An 18,347-nucleotide genomic window follows, 5' to 3' on the forward strand; every position below is an offset into this window, starting at 1 on the left:
ATTACTCCTCTCTGAAAGCAGGAATTTGAAATGGCTTTTATCCAAAGGTATGTGACGAACCAGACAGGGGCAATCACCTTCACCGGCAATACACTTGGACTAAGCAGTTCCAACAGCGCCGGAGTTCCCGGTACTATTGACAGCATTGGGGCGTTCATTACAACCAACACCTCGCTAAAGTATGGCTCCTATCCTGCAGGAACAACTTCCAGCTATACCCTGAACAGCTCGTCCGCTGTGCTGGTACTGCCCATAGGCAGTACGATTCTGTATGCGGAGCTGATCTGGGGAGGGACTTACGTAAACAACGGAGTCAACCTGACTGAAAATATCAATAATCCGATTAATCTGAGCACTCCCGCTGGTTCCACCTCAGTATCACCGGACTCTGCAACCTCTTCCAATGTCGTACTCAGTACCTCCCCGGTCAGTTATGCCTATGTGCGCTCAGCTAATGTGACATCGATTGTCGCCGCAGCGGGAGCCGGGGTGTACGCGGCCGGAGGCATTGTCGGAACGGTTGCTGTTCCGGATTCTACAACAGCCAATCATGCAGGATGGACGCTCGCGGTTGTGTATCAGAATCCCGCGCTGCCCTTCCGTAATTTGTCTTTCCGGGTCGGGGCTGAACTCATACGCTCCACCTCAGGCGCAGTCAATGTCGTGGTGAGTGGATTTGCGACCCCAACCTCAGGAACATTACGCGGAAGGACCATGATAAGTTCCCAAGAGGGGGATGCGAACCGGACTGGAGACCAGGCTTTATTTGGTCCGACCACAAGCAATCTTACCGCGCTTTCCGGTCCCAACAACTTTGCGAACAACTTTTTTGCATCCCAGATTAACAAGGATGATGGCACACTCGACACCAGCGGCTCCTTCGGAACCGTAAATGCGATCAATGGCACTCCTGGTACAAATGTAAATGGGGGCAGACAGGGGTGGGATATCACCAATGTCGACATCTCCTCAACCTTGATTAACAATCAGACCAGTGCCATTTTACAGCTGACCACCTCCGGAGATACGTATCTGGTCAATGCGAATGGGATTCAAATTGACATCAATGCTCCCCTGCTTAGCGTTGCCAAAAGTGCAAATGTGTCCGTCTCCGTTCCAGGCGACACGATCACTTACAGAATTACGATATCCAACACAGGCACTGCCAGTGCCACAAGCGCTGTCCTGACGGATGTCATCCCTTCCGGGGCTACTCTGGTCGCAGGAAGTGTGACGGTCAGAGGAACCACACAGTCGGCTGCCGACCCGAATGCGGGCATCTCGCTTGGCACAATTACCGCCGGGAGCTCTGTGACGGTAACCTTTCAGATTAGGGTAACATCATTGCCGAGCCCTCCCCAGCTTTCGAATCAGGCACAGGTCGCTTTCTCGTTCCAGAGCCTGCCGTCAAGTCCTGTGATCTCCGGCTCAATTCCGTCCAATACGGTGTCGACGCCGGTGTTTCTGCCCGTGCTGTCAGCGGTGAAGAGTGCGAGCACAACGGCTGCAACCGTTGGGGATACCGTGACATACACGATTGTCGTCAGCAACTCCGGCAGCATCTCGGCCAATACGGTATTAACGGACCCGATCCCGTCAGGTTCAACCTTTGTCCAGGGAAGTGTCGCACTGAACGGGACGGTTCTGCCTTCCGCCAATCCGGCGGCAGGAGTTAATATCGGAGCTGTAACCGCTGGCGGAAGCGCAACGCTAACGTTTCAGACCGTTGTAGGCTCGATTCCAGCCGGCTCCCAGCTGGTGGATCAGGCAACTTATACCTACACTTATCTTCCTACGGACGGCCGGACACTGTCCGGAAGCGGAGCTTCCAACACCCTGCAAATCCCGGTGTCTAATCCCAGCGTTTCTGTTGTCAAAAGCGCCTCTGCCATAGATGCTGTCCTCGGGGACACCATCACCTATACGGTATCTATAACCAACAGCAGCGGAGCATCCGTAACCAATGTGATTGTGACCGATCCAATCCCATCCGGGACGTCTCTTGTTGCCGGTAGTGTGACCGTGGACGGAAACCCTCGTGATGCGAATCCCGCCACGGGTATTTCCATAGCTTCCATTCTTCCGGGCCGTACGGTAATCATAGCTTTCCGTGTATTGGTAGGCAGCTTGCCCTCCTCCGCCCAGATCAGCAACCAGGCCACCGCCAGCTTCTCAACAGGACCGTCTAACTGGTTCTCCGTCTCTAATACGGTCACACTGCCAGTCTATCAGGCCGTGCTGACTTTAACCAAGACAACCGCCGTGACCAAAGTCACAGTAGGAGACACCATCACGTATACCATTAGAGCAGCGAATCCTGGCAGTATAACGGTCGTTCCTGTGATCACCGACAACATCCCTCCCGGGGCGGTATTTGTTGCAGGCAGCGTGACCCTGAACGGGATCTCCCAGCCATCCGCCAGTCCGGCTGCGGGTATTGCGGCGGGAACTTTGGCCCCTGGCTCAACAGCAGTTATTACCTTTCAAGTTAATGTCACCTCTCTCCCATCGCCGGCGCAAATTGCGAACCAGGCCAATGCGAGCTACAGCTACCTGCTGCCGGATGGAAGAACCTTGAGCGGAGCATCCAGCTCAAACACCATTACACTGCCTGTAGGTCTGCCTAATGTGGCTATTGCCAAGAGCGCGAACCACACTTCGGTTACTCCGGGTGATACCGTGGTGTATACAATCACAGCAACCAACTCAGGAGCAGCCACCATAACCAATGCGGTGATCACAGATCCGGTTCCTTCAGGCTCCTCCCTGGTTCAGGGGAGTGTTACAGTGAGGGGCAGCGCAGTTCCTGGCGCCAATCCGGCGGCGGGAGTTGCGGTGGGTTCGCTTGCTCCGGGCAGCAGTATTACACTGACCTTCGCCGTGAATGTCGTCTCGGTCCCAGCTTCTGGTCAGCTCAGCAACACAGGCAGCATCAGCTTCACTAGTGGAACCTTCACGGGCACAACCTTGTCGAACCCGGTTACCATTCCCGTGTACCTGCCTGTGATCAGTGCTGTCAAAGAGGCAAGTGTCGCCAGTGCTACGGTTGGGGACACCATCACTTACTCTATAACTGTCAGCAATGCCGGGAACTTCAACACAAATGTGACAGTTACCGATCCCATTCCCTCCGGTGCAGTCTTCGTCACCAACAGCGTGACCCTGAACGGAACTCCACAGCCTGGAACAGATCCGCAGACCGGAATCATGATCGGAACCGTAAGCAGTGGAAGCTCATCCGTGGTAACCTTTCAGGCAGTGATTACCTCCCTGCCTGCCCCGCCAACACTTACTAATCAGGCCGCTGCGGCAGCAAGTTTTACCCTGCCCGATGGGCGGATCTTCTCAAGCTTCACTGCTTCTAATAAGGTCTCCGTTGCCGCAGCCGCTCCGAACATCGGGGTAATCAAAAGCACCGGGGCAGCCGATGCGATTGTAGGCGATATACTGACTTATACAGTCTCCGTCACCAACAGGGACGCATCAGGGACGGTTGGAAGTGTGGTGGTCAACGATCCCATACCTGCAGGAACGGAATTTGTGAGCGGTAGTGTGACCGTAAATGGTATTGTCATTCCATCAGCCAATCCGGTAACCGGCATCCCGGTTGGCAGCTTGGCCGCCGGAGCAAGTGCCGCAGTCACTTTTCAATTAAAGGTAACAGGGGAACCGTTCGTTACTACGATCACCAACCAGGCGACCGTAAGTTATACGAACGGAGCCTTTCAAGGAAGTACCGTATCAAATAGCGTAAGTCTGAATGTCTATCAACCTGTTATCACGATCAGCCAAACAAGCTCTCAAGCGAAAGCGACCGTCGGTGATATTCTGACCTACACGCTTAACACCCGCAACGACGGCAATATTGCCGTTAAGGCTGTTGTCACTGATCCGATTCCCGCTGGCTCGACGCTGCTGGTGAATAGTGTTACCCTGAACGGATTTCCTCTGCCCGGTGCTGATCCGGCATCGGGAATTCAAGCAGGCCTTATCGCTCCAGGAGGAGCGGCAACCATAACTTTTCAGGTGGTGATTCCAACCATGCCAACCCCACCCTTACTGCTCGATCAGGCAACGGTGAATTATACATTTCAGCCTCCAGATGGTCGTACTGTGCCTGGCTCCTCACTCTCCAACACAGTAAGTATTCCGGTTTCGTCACCGAACGTGACCGTTTTGAAGAGTGCCTCAGCCCAGGATGCCGTCGTTGGGGATACCGTCACTTATACCGTGACCATCACCAATAACGGAATTGAGAATGTCACGAACGTCATACTTACCGATATCGTGTCCGCTGAAGCTTCCTTTGTTCCAGGCAGCACGGTCATTAACGGGACGTCAAGCCCTTCAAGCCCGGTGTCAGGTATTCCTATTGGAACCCTCGCACCTGGAGCACCTGCCACGGTCTCATTTCAGGTTGTGGTTAACAGCCTCCCGGCAGCAGCCGTACTAAATGATCAGGCAACCGTCAGCTTTACCAGCGGGACCCTTTCCTTCTCTTCCGTATCAAATACGGTAGCTACACCTGTATATCAGCCGATTATCAGTCTTGTTAAGTCTGTAAACTCTGTGAACGCCACACTTGGCGACACAGTAACCTATACTGTTCAAGCCCATAACAGCGGGAATCTTGCCGCAATGATCACGATCGTTGATATTATTCCCAGCAGCTCAAGTTTGGTTCCAAATAGTGTGACGGTCAACGGCTCACCAGCTGCGGGTGCGAATCCGGCCTCCGGCATTTCCATCGGCACCTTAGCCCCGGGCGGGAATGCCACAGTCACGTTCCAGACCGTGGTCAATTCTATTCCTGGAGACAGCACCCTAAGAGACGAGGCAACAGCCTTCTTCACGTATCAGCCGCCTGACGGGCGGACGCTTAACGGCTCTGCCCAATCCAATTCCGTAGCTATTCCAGTCTCGGCACCGAATGTGACGGTAACGCAAACCACCAGCGACCCGGATGCCTCTGTTGGGGATATCATCACTTATACCGTTACGGCAGTGAATAACGGCATCGAGAATGTGGCTGCGACTGTAATAACCGATCCAATTCCTTCTGGAGCAGCTTTCATTGTGAACTCGGTCACGGTCAACGGCATTTCTGTGCCAGGCGCCAATCCAAGTGTTGGAGTTCCTGTAGGTGTAATTCCTCCAGGAGGCACCTCCGTGCTGACCTTCCAGGTACAGGTCTCCAGTCTGCCAACCCCGGCACAGCTTGCCAATCAGGCGACGGTAGCTTATACTTCCGGGTCTTTCACCGGGTCATCTGTATCAAATCAAACGGTGCTTCCGGTATATCAACCTTTGATTACGCTAACCAAATCTTCAAGTCTGGCCCGGACGACAGTTGGGGATACTCTCGCGTATATGCTGAGTGTATCGAACACTGGGAACTATCCGGCGCAGGTGTTTCTGAGTGATCCCATCCCACCCGGCAGCCAGTTTATTGAGAACAGCGTGATTATTGGGGGAACTTCCGTTCCGGGAGCCAATCCAGCCATAGGTTTCTATTTAGGCACGATCTCTCCCAATTCCACACTTGAATTATCTTTTACCGTGACGGTCACAAGTGTTCCGGCTGAGGCCAATCTGGTGAATCAGGCTGCCGCAAGCTTCACTTTCATCCCTCCAGACGGCGCGGTACGGGAAGGTTCTTCGCTCTCACCGGTTGTAAGTGTGCCTGTCTCTGCACCGAATGTGTCCGTGATGAAATCAGCTGATCTAACCAATGCAGCATTCGGCGACGTAGTAACCTATACGATTCAGGCTGCCAACACGGGATTTGAAAATGTAACAAATGTCATCCTAACGGACCCGATCCCTGAAGGTGCCACCTATGTAACTGGAAGCGTCACAATTGATGGGGTACCAAGCCCCGCCGCGAACCCGGTTCAGGGCATATCAATCCCCTTGATCGCCCCTGGAGCTACTGTTACGGTTCAGTTCAAAGTAACCACCACCAGCATTCCGGTATCAGGAAGTCTCAGCAATCTGGCAACCGTCAGTTTTAATTCAGGTGCGTTCACAGGCTCATCGTTTTCGAATGAAGTGAACATTCCGGTATCCCAGCCAATTCTGAATGTAACACTGGCCAGCAGCACGGCCAATGCGACGGTTGGGGATACGGTGATTTACACGTTCACAGTCAACAATTCAGGAAATACACCGGCGTCTGCAGTTCTAACCAGCCCTATCCCGGCGGGGGCGGCCTTTGTGCCAAACAGTGTTGTGATCAACGGCCAGTCTTCGGCAGGAGCAGATCCGTCGTCAGGCATTAACACTGGCACTGTTCCTGCAGGCGGGAGTATCACCGTCTCGTATCAAGTTGTCGTAAGCAGCGTCCCTTCGCCACCATATCTGGACAATCAAGGAACTGCAACCTACACCTTCCTGCTTCCGGACGGAAGGACACTTACGGGCAGTGTAGTATCACCGCTGCTCAGCACACCGGTATCCGCGCCGAATGTGACCGTTGTCAAGAGTACCTCCGCACAGGATGCAGTCGTTGGTGACTCTATCACCTATACGCTGAACATTACTAACGCCGGGATTGAACAAGTTACAAACATAGTCATTACCGATCTGCCCGGAACAGGTTCGGAATTTGTCTTAGGAAGTGTGCTGATTGACGGGATTGTCTCCCCCGGGAGCTCGCCAATCAATGGAATCTTGGTCAGCACGCTTGCACCGGGAGCCTCGGTTATTGTCAGTTTTATATTCAGAGTCATCTCCCTGCCATCACCAGCTGTGCTGGTGAACCAAGCTGCTGTGGGATACACCAGCGGAGCTCTGCCCTTCCGCTCGTTGTCCAACCAGACCACAGTTCCCGTCTATCAGGCTATCCTTAGCCTTACGAAAACGGCGAACAAGACTACAGCCCAGGTGGGTACAGGAATTCTGTACACAATTACAGCCCAAAATACAGGCAATGTGCCTGCTATGGCAACCATCTTCGACAATATTCCAGCTGGTTCGACCCTAATTGAGAACAGTCTGCTGGTGAACGGCACCCCTGTCCCAGGTGCCAGCCCCGTACAGGGAATTCTTGTCGGGCCGATCAATCCCGGTGGTTCTGTAACGATCACGTTCCAAACAGAAGTCACCTCAGTTCCTTCACCTCCGGTGCTGACGGATCAGGCAACCTCAACCTACACCTTCAGTCCCCCGGATGGGCGAACGATAACGGGCAGTGCCGCTTCAGGTCCGGTATCTGTTACCACTTCCGCTCCTAATATCAATGTTGTTAAGAGTGCGGGGGCTGCCGATGCGGTAGTGGGCGATAAGGTAACCTACACCGTACTGCTTACCAACAATGGTACCGATACGGTTACTGATCTTCTGATTACAGATCCGGCACCTGCCGGAAGCGCATTTGTGCCTGGAAGTGTAACGCTGGGCGGAAGCCCGCTCCCGGGTGCAAGTCCAATTGAGGGAATCCCTGCCGACAGTCTTGCACCTGGAGCTTCGCTAGCTGTAACCTTCCAGTTTGCTGTGAATGCACTGCCGGCTCCCCCGCAGCTGCTTAATCAAGCTGCGGTTACCTATACAAGCGGTGCCTTCACCGGAACATCCTATTCGGATAATGTGACCGTTCCTGTATACCAGCCCATTATTACAGTGACAAAACAAGCAGGTGCACAAAAAGTCTCTGTGGGAGACACCCTCGGTTATACCTTGACGGTAACTAACACGGGAAATCTGGCTGCTTCCGTCACATTGAGTGATAACATTCCGGCTGGTTCCCAGTTTATTGAGAACAGCGTACTGGTCAACGGGATTCCCACTCCGGGAGCTAACCCAGCCGCCGGGGTTTCCGTTGGCATAATACAACCTGGAGCCAGCGGCATCTTGGCCTTTCAGACGGTTGTCATTTCGCTTCCAAGTCCACAGTTCCTGTCCGATCAAGCGAGTGCCCAATTCAGCTTCCAGCCGCCTGATGGACGAACACTAACAGGAAATGCCGTTTCACCCGTACTGTCCATTCCTGTGTCTTCACCAGATGTGTCCATCGTCAAGGGTGTGACCTCGACAACAGCTGTAGTCGGAGATGTGTTAACCTATACGATTGCTCTAACGAATAATGGAATTTCTCAGGTAGCCAATGTGGTCGTGTCAGATCCAATTCCCGCTGGCTCGGTATTTATTGAGGGGAGCGTAACTGTTGGTGGGGCGGCAAGAGCCGGAGTCTCACCAGTTCTTGGCATCCCAATCTCAAGTATTGCCGCTGGAGCTACAGTGCTCGTTACCTTCCAGGTGCGTGTCACCTCACTCCCTGGCAATTACATTCTTGCCAATCAAGCTGCGGCCAGCTTTACCAGTGGAGCCTTCTCAGGCAGTTCAGTATCCAACACGGTTACCGTGCAGATCTACCAGCCGATCCTTACTGCTGCCAAGACCAGCAGTATTTCGAATGCGACTGTTGGAGATCTTGTGACCTACAAAATTGTGGTCTCTAATACCGGCAACATTGCCGCCTCCACAGTGGTCTCCGACCCAATACCGACAGGCTCCACACTTGTGCCAAACAGTGTACTCGTTAACGGCATTCCGCAGCCGGGATTAAATCCTCAGTCCGGCGTGCCTACTGCGCCTATTGGGCCGGGACAATCGGTTACTGTGCAGTTCCAGGTTCTGGTCACGTCAATTCCGCCATCTTCCCTGCTTGTTGACCAGGCTCTTGCAAGCTTCCAGTTTGCTCTGCCTGATGGAAGAACTCCAAGCGGCGAGCTTCTATCCAATACGGTCGAAGTTGCGGTTCCATCCGTCGATGCGTCTCTAACCAAGCAGGCGAGCGCTTCCTTTGCCGTTCTGGGCGACAGGATCACCTACACGTTATTCGTCAGCAATAAGGACCCAGACAACTTAGCGGAAGCTGTGGTTCAGGATCTCCTGCCGGAAGGCACAAAGACGGTGCCGAGCAGTGTTATTATTAACGGCATATCCGTGCCGGGTGCCGATCCCGAAACCGGACTTCATCTCGGTACGCTTGAATCCGGAGATCGTACCGAGATTATTTTCCAAGCCGATGTGGTCTCGATCCCTGCTTCACTGCAGCTAAGCAATCAGGCCTCCCTGTCTTTTCAGGAAGATGAAGCACTTAGCACGGTATTCTCCAACACAGTCAGCATGCCGCTGTATCAGCCGATTATCTCCATCACCCAGCAAGCCAGCGTACCGATTGCAGCTCCAGGGGATCAAGTGACTTATACCCTCACGGTCCTAAATTCGGGCAACATAGGGGCCTTTGTCCTCCTGATGAATCTCTTACCGGAAGGTACTTCGTTTGTGCCAAACAGTCTAACGATCAATGGCGCCCTGCAAGCAGGGGCCTCCATGGCCAGTGAGGTTGTTCTGGGCACCCTATATCCTGGGGATCAGGCTCTTGTAACCTATCAAGTGGTTGTGCTGAATCGGCATGCGGTCGGCAGCATAACCAGCCAAGCTCAGGCAGCGTTCTCCTTCCAGCTCCCTGACGGAAGGCAGATCACACAGAACGCTTATTCAGAGCCAATCGAAGTTGAAGTGCTTAACTCAAGGGTCACCGCCGTTCTTCAGACTCCTCTGACTGAAGCCATACCGGGTGAACGTATCCCTTGGTCCATCTCTTTAGCCAACCAAGCAGGTTCTCAGGCAGCAAACATTGCAATTTCAGGGTTCATCCCTCCTGGCGCCACTCTTGTGAAGGGTACATTCGCTGTAGACGGTGTAGTGGTTGCCGATCCTAACGTGTTCGGGGAGGTACAAATTGCTTCAGTGATCGAGCCAGGTCAGACTGTGCTTATCCAATACGATACCGTTCAAGGCAACCCAGAGGCCGCCTTCCTTATCAAGAATCAGCCCGTAATCCACTATACAATGGACAGCGATCGGCTTGAACTCCTTACCAACCTGGTTACTCTCCCGTTATTTAGCCCGAATCTAAACGTAACCAAACAGACCAGTGCTGAATTTATCCGATCGGGTCAGCCTCTAACGTACACAATCAACATTGTGAATCAAGGGAACGTCAGAGCCGAGATCGTGTTAAAAGACGCCCTGCCGGAAGGTCTTGTCTTCGAACAGGAAAGTCTGACAATAGGCGGGGCTGCGTCCTCCCTAACCGATCTGTCCTTAGGGATTCCGATAGGTTCCCTCTGGCCGGACACCTCGGCAGTGGTGGTCTTCCAGGCAAGATTGTCCGACCAGAATACTGCCGGAATCATTAACAACACCGCTGAAGCGGTAATTTCATTTGCTCTGCCGAGCGGCAGAGTGATCACCTCCGTACAGGCATCCAATACTTCCAGAGTACCTGTCGTGTCACCGCTGCTAAGTGTTGCTAAATCGGCAGACCGTCAATTTGCGCTTTTAGGAGACTTGATATCTTACACGATAACCATTACAAATGTTGGCGGTGTCCCTGCTGAGAATCTTTTGTTAACCGACACACTGCCTGATGGCCTGGCCTTTAAGCCGGGAAGCGTAACGGTAAGCGGAAATGCCCAATTCTCATCTGCCCTCAACGCTGGCATCTCCATCGCAACATTATGGCCTGGTCAGAATACAGCCGTCACTTTCCAAGTTGAAGCTGTTTCCATTCCCCAAGAGGCCGTGCAGTCCAATCAAGCGGTGGTTTCCTATACGGTGCGCTTGGATGATGGGGCAATATTAAGTGAATCCGCTGTTTCTACCATCTCCACAATTATCCTGCGGGATGCCCGGCCCGTCATTGTCCTTGCGGCTAGTGCCCATGAAGTTGAGGAATACAACCTGCTTGCATTGACGGTTGTAATTACCAACCAGGGTAATGTCGTCATGGAGGATTTGCTTCTTACCGGACCATTCGCGGCTGTAAATCCAATCTTCCTGAAGACGGCAGCACTTAACGGGCGCAGTCTTCCTTCCCCGAATCTTGCGGCTGGAATCCCGCTTGGCTCTTTGCCAGCTGGCGGCGAATTGACGGTGTCCCTCTTATTTGAGGTGGAATCCTTGACCACATCCTCCTTCTTCGTAGCCCAGGTAGGTGTTAGGTACCGGTTCGAACGGGGAGATCAGCAGTACGTGGAGCGTAACGACCTATCCAATTCCGAGATGATCCGATTAATCAGTGACAGTGGCACAGAGGAATAAACCGGGCAGGAACAAGAAGACCGCTTACGGGCATGTTACCCATAAGCGGTCTTTGTTTATATGTCGGTTAGATGAATACGTTCTATCTAATCGTCATTCCATGATCTGGAGGATTCTCCGAAGGTGGATCCTGCTGAGGTGGATCCTGCTGCATTTCATTTTTCTTTTTGCGTTTACCCCGAATCAGATTCCACACGAACCCAAGGGCAGCTACAATAAGAATCCATCCTTTCTTAAGGAAGACGAGCAGCAGGGCGAGCAGGCCTGTCTTTTTAGCTACATATACTCCTGCCCCGCCAAGCACCAACCCCGCGAGACCATATTCTGCAGTTTTGTCCGTTGATTTATCGTAATCCTCGTACTTGCTGCCGGGTTTCAGTTTCAGCGCCGGAATGATCTGGCTCTCCACCACGGATTTAGCGCCGGACAGCATGTTTGGATCCGTAACGATGACTGCGGAAATCGTACCTTCACGGGTTAACAGCCGGATGTTGTGATTAATGATTGGCTCGTTCTTTGCATCATGTCCTTGAATAGTCCAGGTTAAGCTATGTAAGGTCTCATTGTATTTCGGTGGTGTTTCCCACTTATCCACAAAAAGCTGTTTCTCGGCAGAACGTTTCTTGTTTTGTTCCGCAACACCGTCCCTGTAGCTCTGGAGAAGATCATCAGCATCAATATCATTCTTTTCGCTATCGGGGATATGTCCGGTCTCTTCATAATCAAACAGGAGCGTCCAGCTATCATCTTCCGGTATAAGCATTCCTGCCTCTGTCCCGTCTACAATTCCACCACTTTCACGCACTGCTCTTTTCGTGTCTTCTGCGTTCAAGAAATAAAAACCCCGCTCAAGCTTCAGTTCAGCCAGATTGCTCCCAATATCAACCATTTGGCCTTTGCCCTCAATATAGTTCAAATCCGATGAAGTGTTCTGTGTTTCTTCCGCACTCACCTGATATGGGGCAATAATTCCAAGTAACATTACAGCAATTACGGCTGCCCCTAGCCTCTGTGTAAGCCATGCTCTTCGCCTCAAAATACACCTGTCCCTTCACAAAATATTAAAATACTTAAAAAATAAAATAACAAAAGCTAGCATATACCAATATTAACCTATTCGACAATGTGTAAAACAAAATTCGACCCTATTTTTGATCGTGTAGACCTAAAATATGCAGGAATCTATCTTCCGCAATTAGTTCAAATCTCCTATAAAATTGCAGATGCTGTTACTCCAAAAAGAATTAACCTAAATAAGCCGCTCCGGAAAGGGAACGGCTAAGCTGAATACACTTGCAAGTCTCATAATACTCTTCGCATCGATAAAATAACACCCTTCCAATATCCCGTATCCAAGCTGCTAATCTGTACTCCGGGCGCTCCCCAGGTATGAATAAACGACCCATTTCCGGCATAAATGCCTACATGACCAGGGATTTTATCATTCTCAAAGCGTCCCGGAACGGTGAAAAACACCAGGTCTCCTGCTTTAAGCTCACTGCGGTTAACAGCTGTGCCCTTCGTTGCCTGCTCGCTTGCAAGTCTTGGAAGGTTCACTCCGAAATGCTTGAACACATAACGCGTAAATGAAGAACAGTCGAATGTCTTAGTTACGCTGTAGTCACCCGCACCAAATTCATAAGGCACCCCAAGGAATCGCTTAGCGTAAGCGATCAGCTCCTGAGCGTCCACCGAGCTGAACGGTTGAAAGCTTCCCTTCTGTGGTGCACCCTGACCCTGAATCGGTGGCAGATGACCGATTTCGAGCCGGCCGGGTTTAGAGGTTGCCTTCACCGTAGTGCCCAGCAGCTTGGAGGCGTCCTCAAGCGTGATCCAGACCTGATTGTCCCGCATGATCGCCGGGTTTGTCAGTCTGACGTTTTTTCCCATCGCACTGCTTCTCCCACGATCCACCTTTACCCGGTACATGACGTCGGTATAACCCATTTCAGCTATACCTCCCCGTTCTTTGTAGTTCAGCCCCAGCGAAGCGGCTACTGATCGTAAGGGCACCCATCTTCTTCCTTTCGCATCTGTATAAATGTCCTTTCTGATAAGTGAAGCGCCCTGTCCGAGGGTCTTCGGTTTAACTTCAGACTGATTTTGTGCTTTGCCGCTGCTGCATGAGATGCACAGACCAAGAATGCTGGCACAGATCAGTAGTTTGGAAAAATGCTGCACGCCAAAAGTAACCATCTGCTTTGGAATCCCCATTTCTGTTTGGTTTACCAGAAGTATGCTACAACGAAGCAATTTTATGTATTTACCCGCCCGTTCAGTAGTAAACGAGCAAACAAAAGAAGCCCTACAAGAAGGCTCCTCATTGAATTCCTATATCTAAATCACTAAACGACCGGCTGCTCCCGGAGCCACGACATGGCCACCGTTCCTTCGCCGGCAAGTATGCCTACCACAGGAATAAAGGTCATGATCTCTGTCCTTAAGTTTGGATCAAGAACGGTCAATTCCCGCTCCAGCTCCTCGGCTTCCGCCTGGTTGTTCACGTGCATAATACAGACATCTTTAATCTTGCCAAGATCAAGCTTTAGATGATCCAGCATTTTCTGTTTGGTTTTCTTGAAGGTTCTGATCTTGTCTAGGGCGAGGACCTTGCCCTTCTCAAACTTAAGCAGCAGGTGGATCTTCAGGAGCTGGCTGACCAGCAGCTGGGTTCCCGATACTCTACCACTGCGATGCAGTCTTTGAAGACTGCTGGGTATTACATAGAATGCGAGGTTGTGAGCCATATGCTCAATTTTTTCCTTGATCTCTGAAACAGTCTTGCCGCATTTGTGCCAATGAATCCCTGCCTTGATCATTTCCCGCAGTGGAAAAGCTCCAGCCTTGGAATCAATGCCAGTAACCTTAACCTCCGCCATTTCCGCCGCTTGAATGGACGTGCTCAGCGTTCCGCTCAGTTCTGATGAGCAGTGTATAGCAATAATCTCATCATACCGGTCTTTCAAAGATTCATATAACTCCACGAACTCTCCAATAGGGGGCTGTGAGCTGCCAGCCTTATCATGCAGCCTAAGCTTATCGTAGAACTCCTCCGCAGTGATATCCACGGACTCCCTGTAACATCCATCTCCAAGCATTAGCCGGAGCGGAACGATGTAGATATGATTCTCCTTGGCATAAACGGGGTCTAGGGTGCAAGTGCTGTCAGTAACCCATGCAATGGATTTAGTCAAAAATTCATAACCTCTCTTCTATGATTTTTATAATCACTTTTTAGACTATACGACATATATTAAATCAAAATACAAAGCAATGCGATATATTGATTCCAAAGGCCTATAAATACGGTACAAAATTGTGACGAAATTATAAATAACGCTTCTTTCGACTTAAGTATCTTCCAAATTTGGGATTAGGAGTAGGGAGGCAGAATCATACTATTACATCAGAAAGGTGGACTTTTCGGTTAGTTAAATTGACTCTTATGAAGGATTTACCACATCTAAAGGAGAGAGCTATGATGAGAGTAAAATTAGTCCGGCCTTTGTACCTGCTTATTGCCGTCTTACTGCTGACCTTCACTCTGGGAGGCTCCACATTGAAACAAGCGAACGCGGAGACCACGAATCAAAAAGCATCCTGGTTATGGGATACCAGCCTGATCAAAGCTTCAGGACCTGATGTTATAAGCTTCTACAAAAATCAGGGTGTAAACGTCATTTATCTGCAAATTGACCGCAAGCTGAGCAGTCTGTATTATAGAAACTTTATACGTCAAGCAGCTGCACAAGGCATTGAAGTCCATGCGCTGGACGGAAATTCGGCTTGGGCACTTCTCACTCAACGCGATAAGTTGACTACCCTGTTTAAATGGATTGCAAATTACCAGGCAACTGCCGGCACAAATGAGAAATTTGCAGGCATCCACGTGGACATTGAGCCTTATCTGCTGTCCCAGTGGACTACAAATCAGAAATCGGTAATTAGCCAGTGGCAGGGCAATGTACAGTATATGGTCCAACAAGCTAACGCACTTAAGCTTCCCATTGCCGCCGATCTTCCCTTCTGGCTGAATAATTTCAAGGTTCCGGACGGCACGTCGACACTCAGCAGTTGGATGCTCCAGCAGTACAGTTCCGTCACCCTCATGTCTTACAGGGACACCGGTTCCGGAGTGTTTAACGCAGCCAAGGCTATTCTTGCGGAGGGCGCAGCCGTGGGCAAGAAAGTCCTTACCGGTGTTGAAACGAACAATACGCCTGAAGGAGATGCCATTTCCTTCTACGAAGAAGGAGCCGACTTTATGAATCAGGAGCTCATTAAGCTCCAGGAGCTCGCTCAGACGTATTCTTCTTTTGGTGGATTAGCGGTTCATGATTATACCGGCTGGAAGGCCCTTGTTGAGAAGTCGTATACCAATTAAGTGAAGAATCATATATAAAGGGCTGAGGAACCGGGTACTTTCCAAGTGAAAGACCCGGTTTTTTTTTGGCTTAAAAGGACGATATACGGAGATTGTTGTTAGTAGAGGATGGCTCTATGATAACGGTACACATCTTCTATGAACCCCAACTGAATAAAAAAGGAGGCGGCTTTATATGCTGCAGGTCAGAACGGCGTCCAGAAAGTTGCTGTCGGTCCCCCAGCTCATGAAACTCGTTGTCGTCTTTTCCCTAATCGTTATCCTTCTCCCAATATACCTGCCTAATCTCCCCACTACTTATGCCGAATCATCCATCACCATTGATTCACCCACGGACGGTTCATCCCCTGAAGACACCATTGTACGTGTAACCGGCCATTACTCAGACGTCTACGAGATCAGCCTAATCATTAATGGTGCCAAAAGAGTTGACGCGCACATGGAAGACGACTCCACCGGAACGGAATCGGGAACCTGGTATTACGATTTGGATACAAGTTCCTATGACGGTCCAATCGAAATTGTTGCAGGAGGGACTCGCCCGGATACCCGGTATGGCATATCCACCCCATTCGTAACCATTCATGTAGACCATCCTGAAGCAAACATCCCCGCAGTCGAAATCATCAGTCCGGAAGACGGAAGCACACTTACAGGCAAAGCTGCCATTCAAGTTAAAGCCACGGCAAGAAATCCACTAAGGTCGGTCCAAGTTCGTATTAACGGAGGCTCCTGGAAAAAAGCAAAACTTAAAGGCGAAATTTATGAATACGTTTACAATACCAAAAATGCTGGAGATAAAACGCTGAGTATTGAGGCCAGAGCCACGGACAGCCTGAAAAATACCGGCAAAAGTTCCACGCGATATGTATACACAGGTGAAGGAGTCCATGAGCAGGTTGTTGTGGAGAAGCAGGACCGGGCAATGTGGCTGTGGGAGAAAGCGGCCTACAATCTCATCCTGAATCCTGGCTCAAGAACCGCCCTGGAACAGATGACAAGTGACACCTCTACCTTTAACTCAGGAGCCATTACCACCATTTATATGGGTGTCTTCCCTCATGAAGGGGTGGATATGCTTGAAGATAAACGTAAGGAAGTGAGAAAGTTCCTGAAGTGGGCACATGAACGAGGCTTGAAAGTCCAGGCATGTATTGCCGGTGGAACCGTCCCTCCTTATTTCGGAAGTTATAAGCGGTATCAGAAATACGCAATCAATGAAATTGAAAAGGTTATTAATTTCAACCTCTCCTCCTCACCTTCCGAAAGATTCGATGGGGTGAATGTGGACGTTGAGCCTTATATTCTTGGTGAGTTTGGCACTGAGAAACCTAAGCTCCAATTGGAATATCTCGATCTGCTCCAGACGATGATGGACCGCCGGAACTTTTCCGGCTTGAACCTTCCTGTTGGTCCTGCAATTCCAAGATGGTATGACACCTCGGCTGCCACAAATGATATTACGTGGAACGGGCAGACCAAGTGGTTATCCCAGCATGTTCAAGACATTACCGATTATATCTCCATTATGGACTACACCGATTCAAGTACAGGAATTATCACCGGAGCGGAAGGCGAAATCGCGTATGCTGATTCGATTGGGAAACCCAACTCCGTCATCGTCGGTGTTGAGACACTCGATATAGCAAACGGTGGGGACCCGGAGAGCATTACGTTCCGGGAAGAGGGTAGAACCTATATGGAGAGTGCTTTGGCGGCCGTATATCAGAAATTCAAAGACAGCCCAGGCTTTGGTGGAATCGCAATGCACCATTATGACTCTATCCGCTGGCTGCCAACTGAGTGGGGACCTAATGCTGTATTCTGGAAACCGCAAAAAGCAGATACCAAACCACCTACTCCTATAAACAAAAGGCCGGTGGCAGAGACTTTTGATTACCAGACCATTAAATTGACTTATGGCAGAGCTTATGATAATTCGGACGTTGAGGAATACCGGATTTATCGAAGCACTTCGCCTAATTTCACACCGAAGCCGTCCAATTATGCCGGGAAATCGTATAACCTGGATTACACCGATAAGGGACTGCTTCCAGGCACCACATATTATTACAGGGTTGCAGCAGTCGATATCAGTGGAAATATAGGCCCATACTCTAGAATAACCTCAGCCACCACAGCTGAAACACATTTAAAACCCATGGTTATTGGATCAATGCAGGTTGCTCTAAACGCAGGCAAAGCCAGAGTCACCCTCAAAATGAAGGATTACGCAACCCAGGAAGAGCTTGCGGCACAGGTATTTGGAAGGTTCACCTATATGGGAGGTAAATATGTAAACTTCAAAGTAGCTCCAGGCAAAACTGGCTATGCGGATTCCGAAGCAGTCCCTACAGCCGCAGGCCAAGCGGGCTTTGCACCACAGCGGATTCTCTCCCCAGGCTATTACTGGGCCTCCGCCTATGACACTCCGAACACTGCAACCGTAGTATGGCCGGCACAGCCAAAGGCTCTGACCGAGGAACAATTACAGCCGCTTGAACCTGAATCCGGAACGGTACCGGATGAGTTCAATCCGGATGATGGAGTAGATGAGCAGGATCAAAATCAAATCGAGACCGGAACCGACGAAGATTCGTCAGAATTCCCGGATCTCCCGGAACTGCAAGACGAAGACTAGTTACAAAACAACAAGGGGCCGTCCAAAAGACGGCCCCTGATTTTGTTGAGAAGTTCGGTTTGTGTTCGAAATGCCCCGAGAACGAACGCCCGCTTCCATCGCTATGAGTTATAAATTACTTGAATTATTGACAGAAGATGAAATCCAAAACCAAAGGCGACCACTAACGCTTGGCTGCGGGTCGTTCGTCTCTCCGCTTCTTTTGTACAT

At 50.7% G+C, this 18,347-nt stretch carries 6 protein-coding genes; 3 read left to right on the top strand and 3 right to left on the bottom strand.

Going from position 1 to position 18,347, the window contains the following annotated elements:
* Window positions 1-30: 30 nt before the first annotated feature.
* Window positions 31-11,112: a DUF7507 domain-containing protein gene (locus tag KJS63_RS21070; RefSeq protein ID WP_213620919.1), complete on the top strand. Its 11,082-nt coding sequence runs from the start codon at window positions 31-33 to the stop codon at window positions 11,110-11,112.
* Between the two features lie 82 nt (window positions 11,113-11,194).
* Here KJS63_RS21070 and KJS63_RS21075 read toward each other — a convergent pair whose 3' ends face one another.
* The 3 genes from KJS63_RS21075 to KJS63_RS21085 all read right to left on the bottom strand — a co-directional run bounded on the left by KJS63_RS21075 (window position 11,195) and on the right by KJS63_RS21085 (window position 14,306).
* On the bottom strand, window positions 11,195-12,148 hold the full coding sequence (locus tag KJS63_RS21075; protein WP_213620920.1) for a DUF2167 domain-containing protein: 954 nt from the start codon (window positions 12,146-12,148) through the stop codon (window positions 11,195-11,197).
* Between the two features lie 266 nt (window positions 12,149-12,414).
* Entirely contained in the window at window positions 12,415-13,308 is an 894-nt protein-coding gene (locus tag KJS63_RS26315; RefSeq protein WP_244862711.1) for a C40 family peptidase, read from the bottom strand.
* Window positions 13,309-13,457: 149 nt separating this feature from the next.
* A complete protein-coding gene (locus KJS63_RS21085; RefSeq protein ID WP_213620921.1) occupies window positions 13,458-14,306 on the bottom strand; it encodes a DegV family protein in 849 nt (282 codons plus the stop codon).
* 284 nt (window positions 14,307-14,590) lie between these two features.
* On the opposite strand from KJS63_RS21085, the gene KJS63_RS21090 reads away from it, so the two are divergent.
* On the top strand, window positions 14,591-15,496 hold the full coding sequence (locus KJS63_RS21090; RefSeq protein WP_244862712.1) for a hypothetical protein: 906 nt from the start codon (window positions 14,591-14,593) through the stop codon (window positions 15,494-15,496).
* A 175-nt stretch (window positions 15,497-15,671) separates the two neighbouring features.
* Window positions 15,672-18,137, top strand: coding sequence for an Ig-like domain-containing protein (locus tag KJS63_RS21095; RefSeq protein WP_244862713.1), 2,466 nt, complete (start codon window positions 15,672-15,674; stop codon window positions 18,135-18,137).
* Window positions 18,138-18,347: the final 210 nt, after the last annotated feature.

Source organism: Paenibacillus sp. J22TS3 (assembly GCF_018403205.1).
Lineage (GTDB): Bacteria > Bacillota > Bacilli > Paenibacillales > Paenibacillaceae > Fontibacillus > Fontibacillus tuaregi.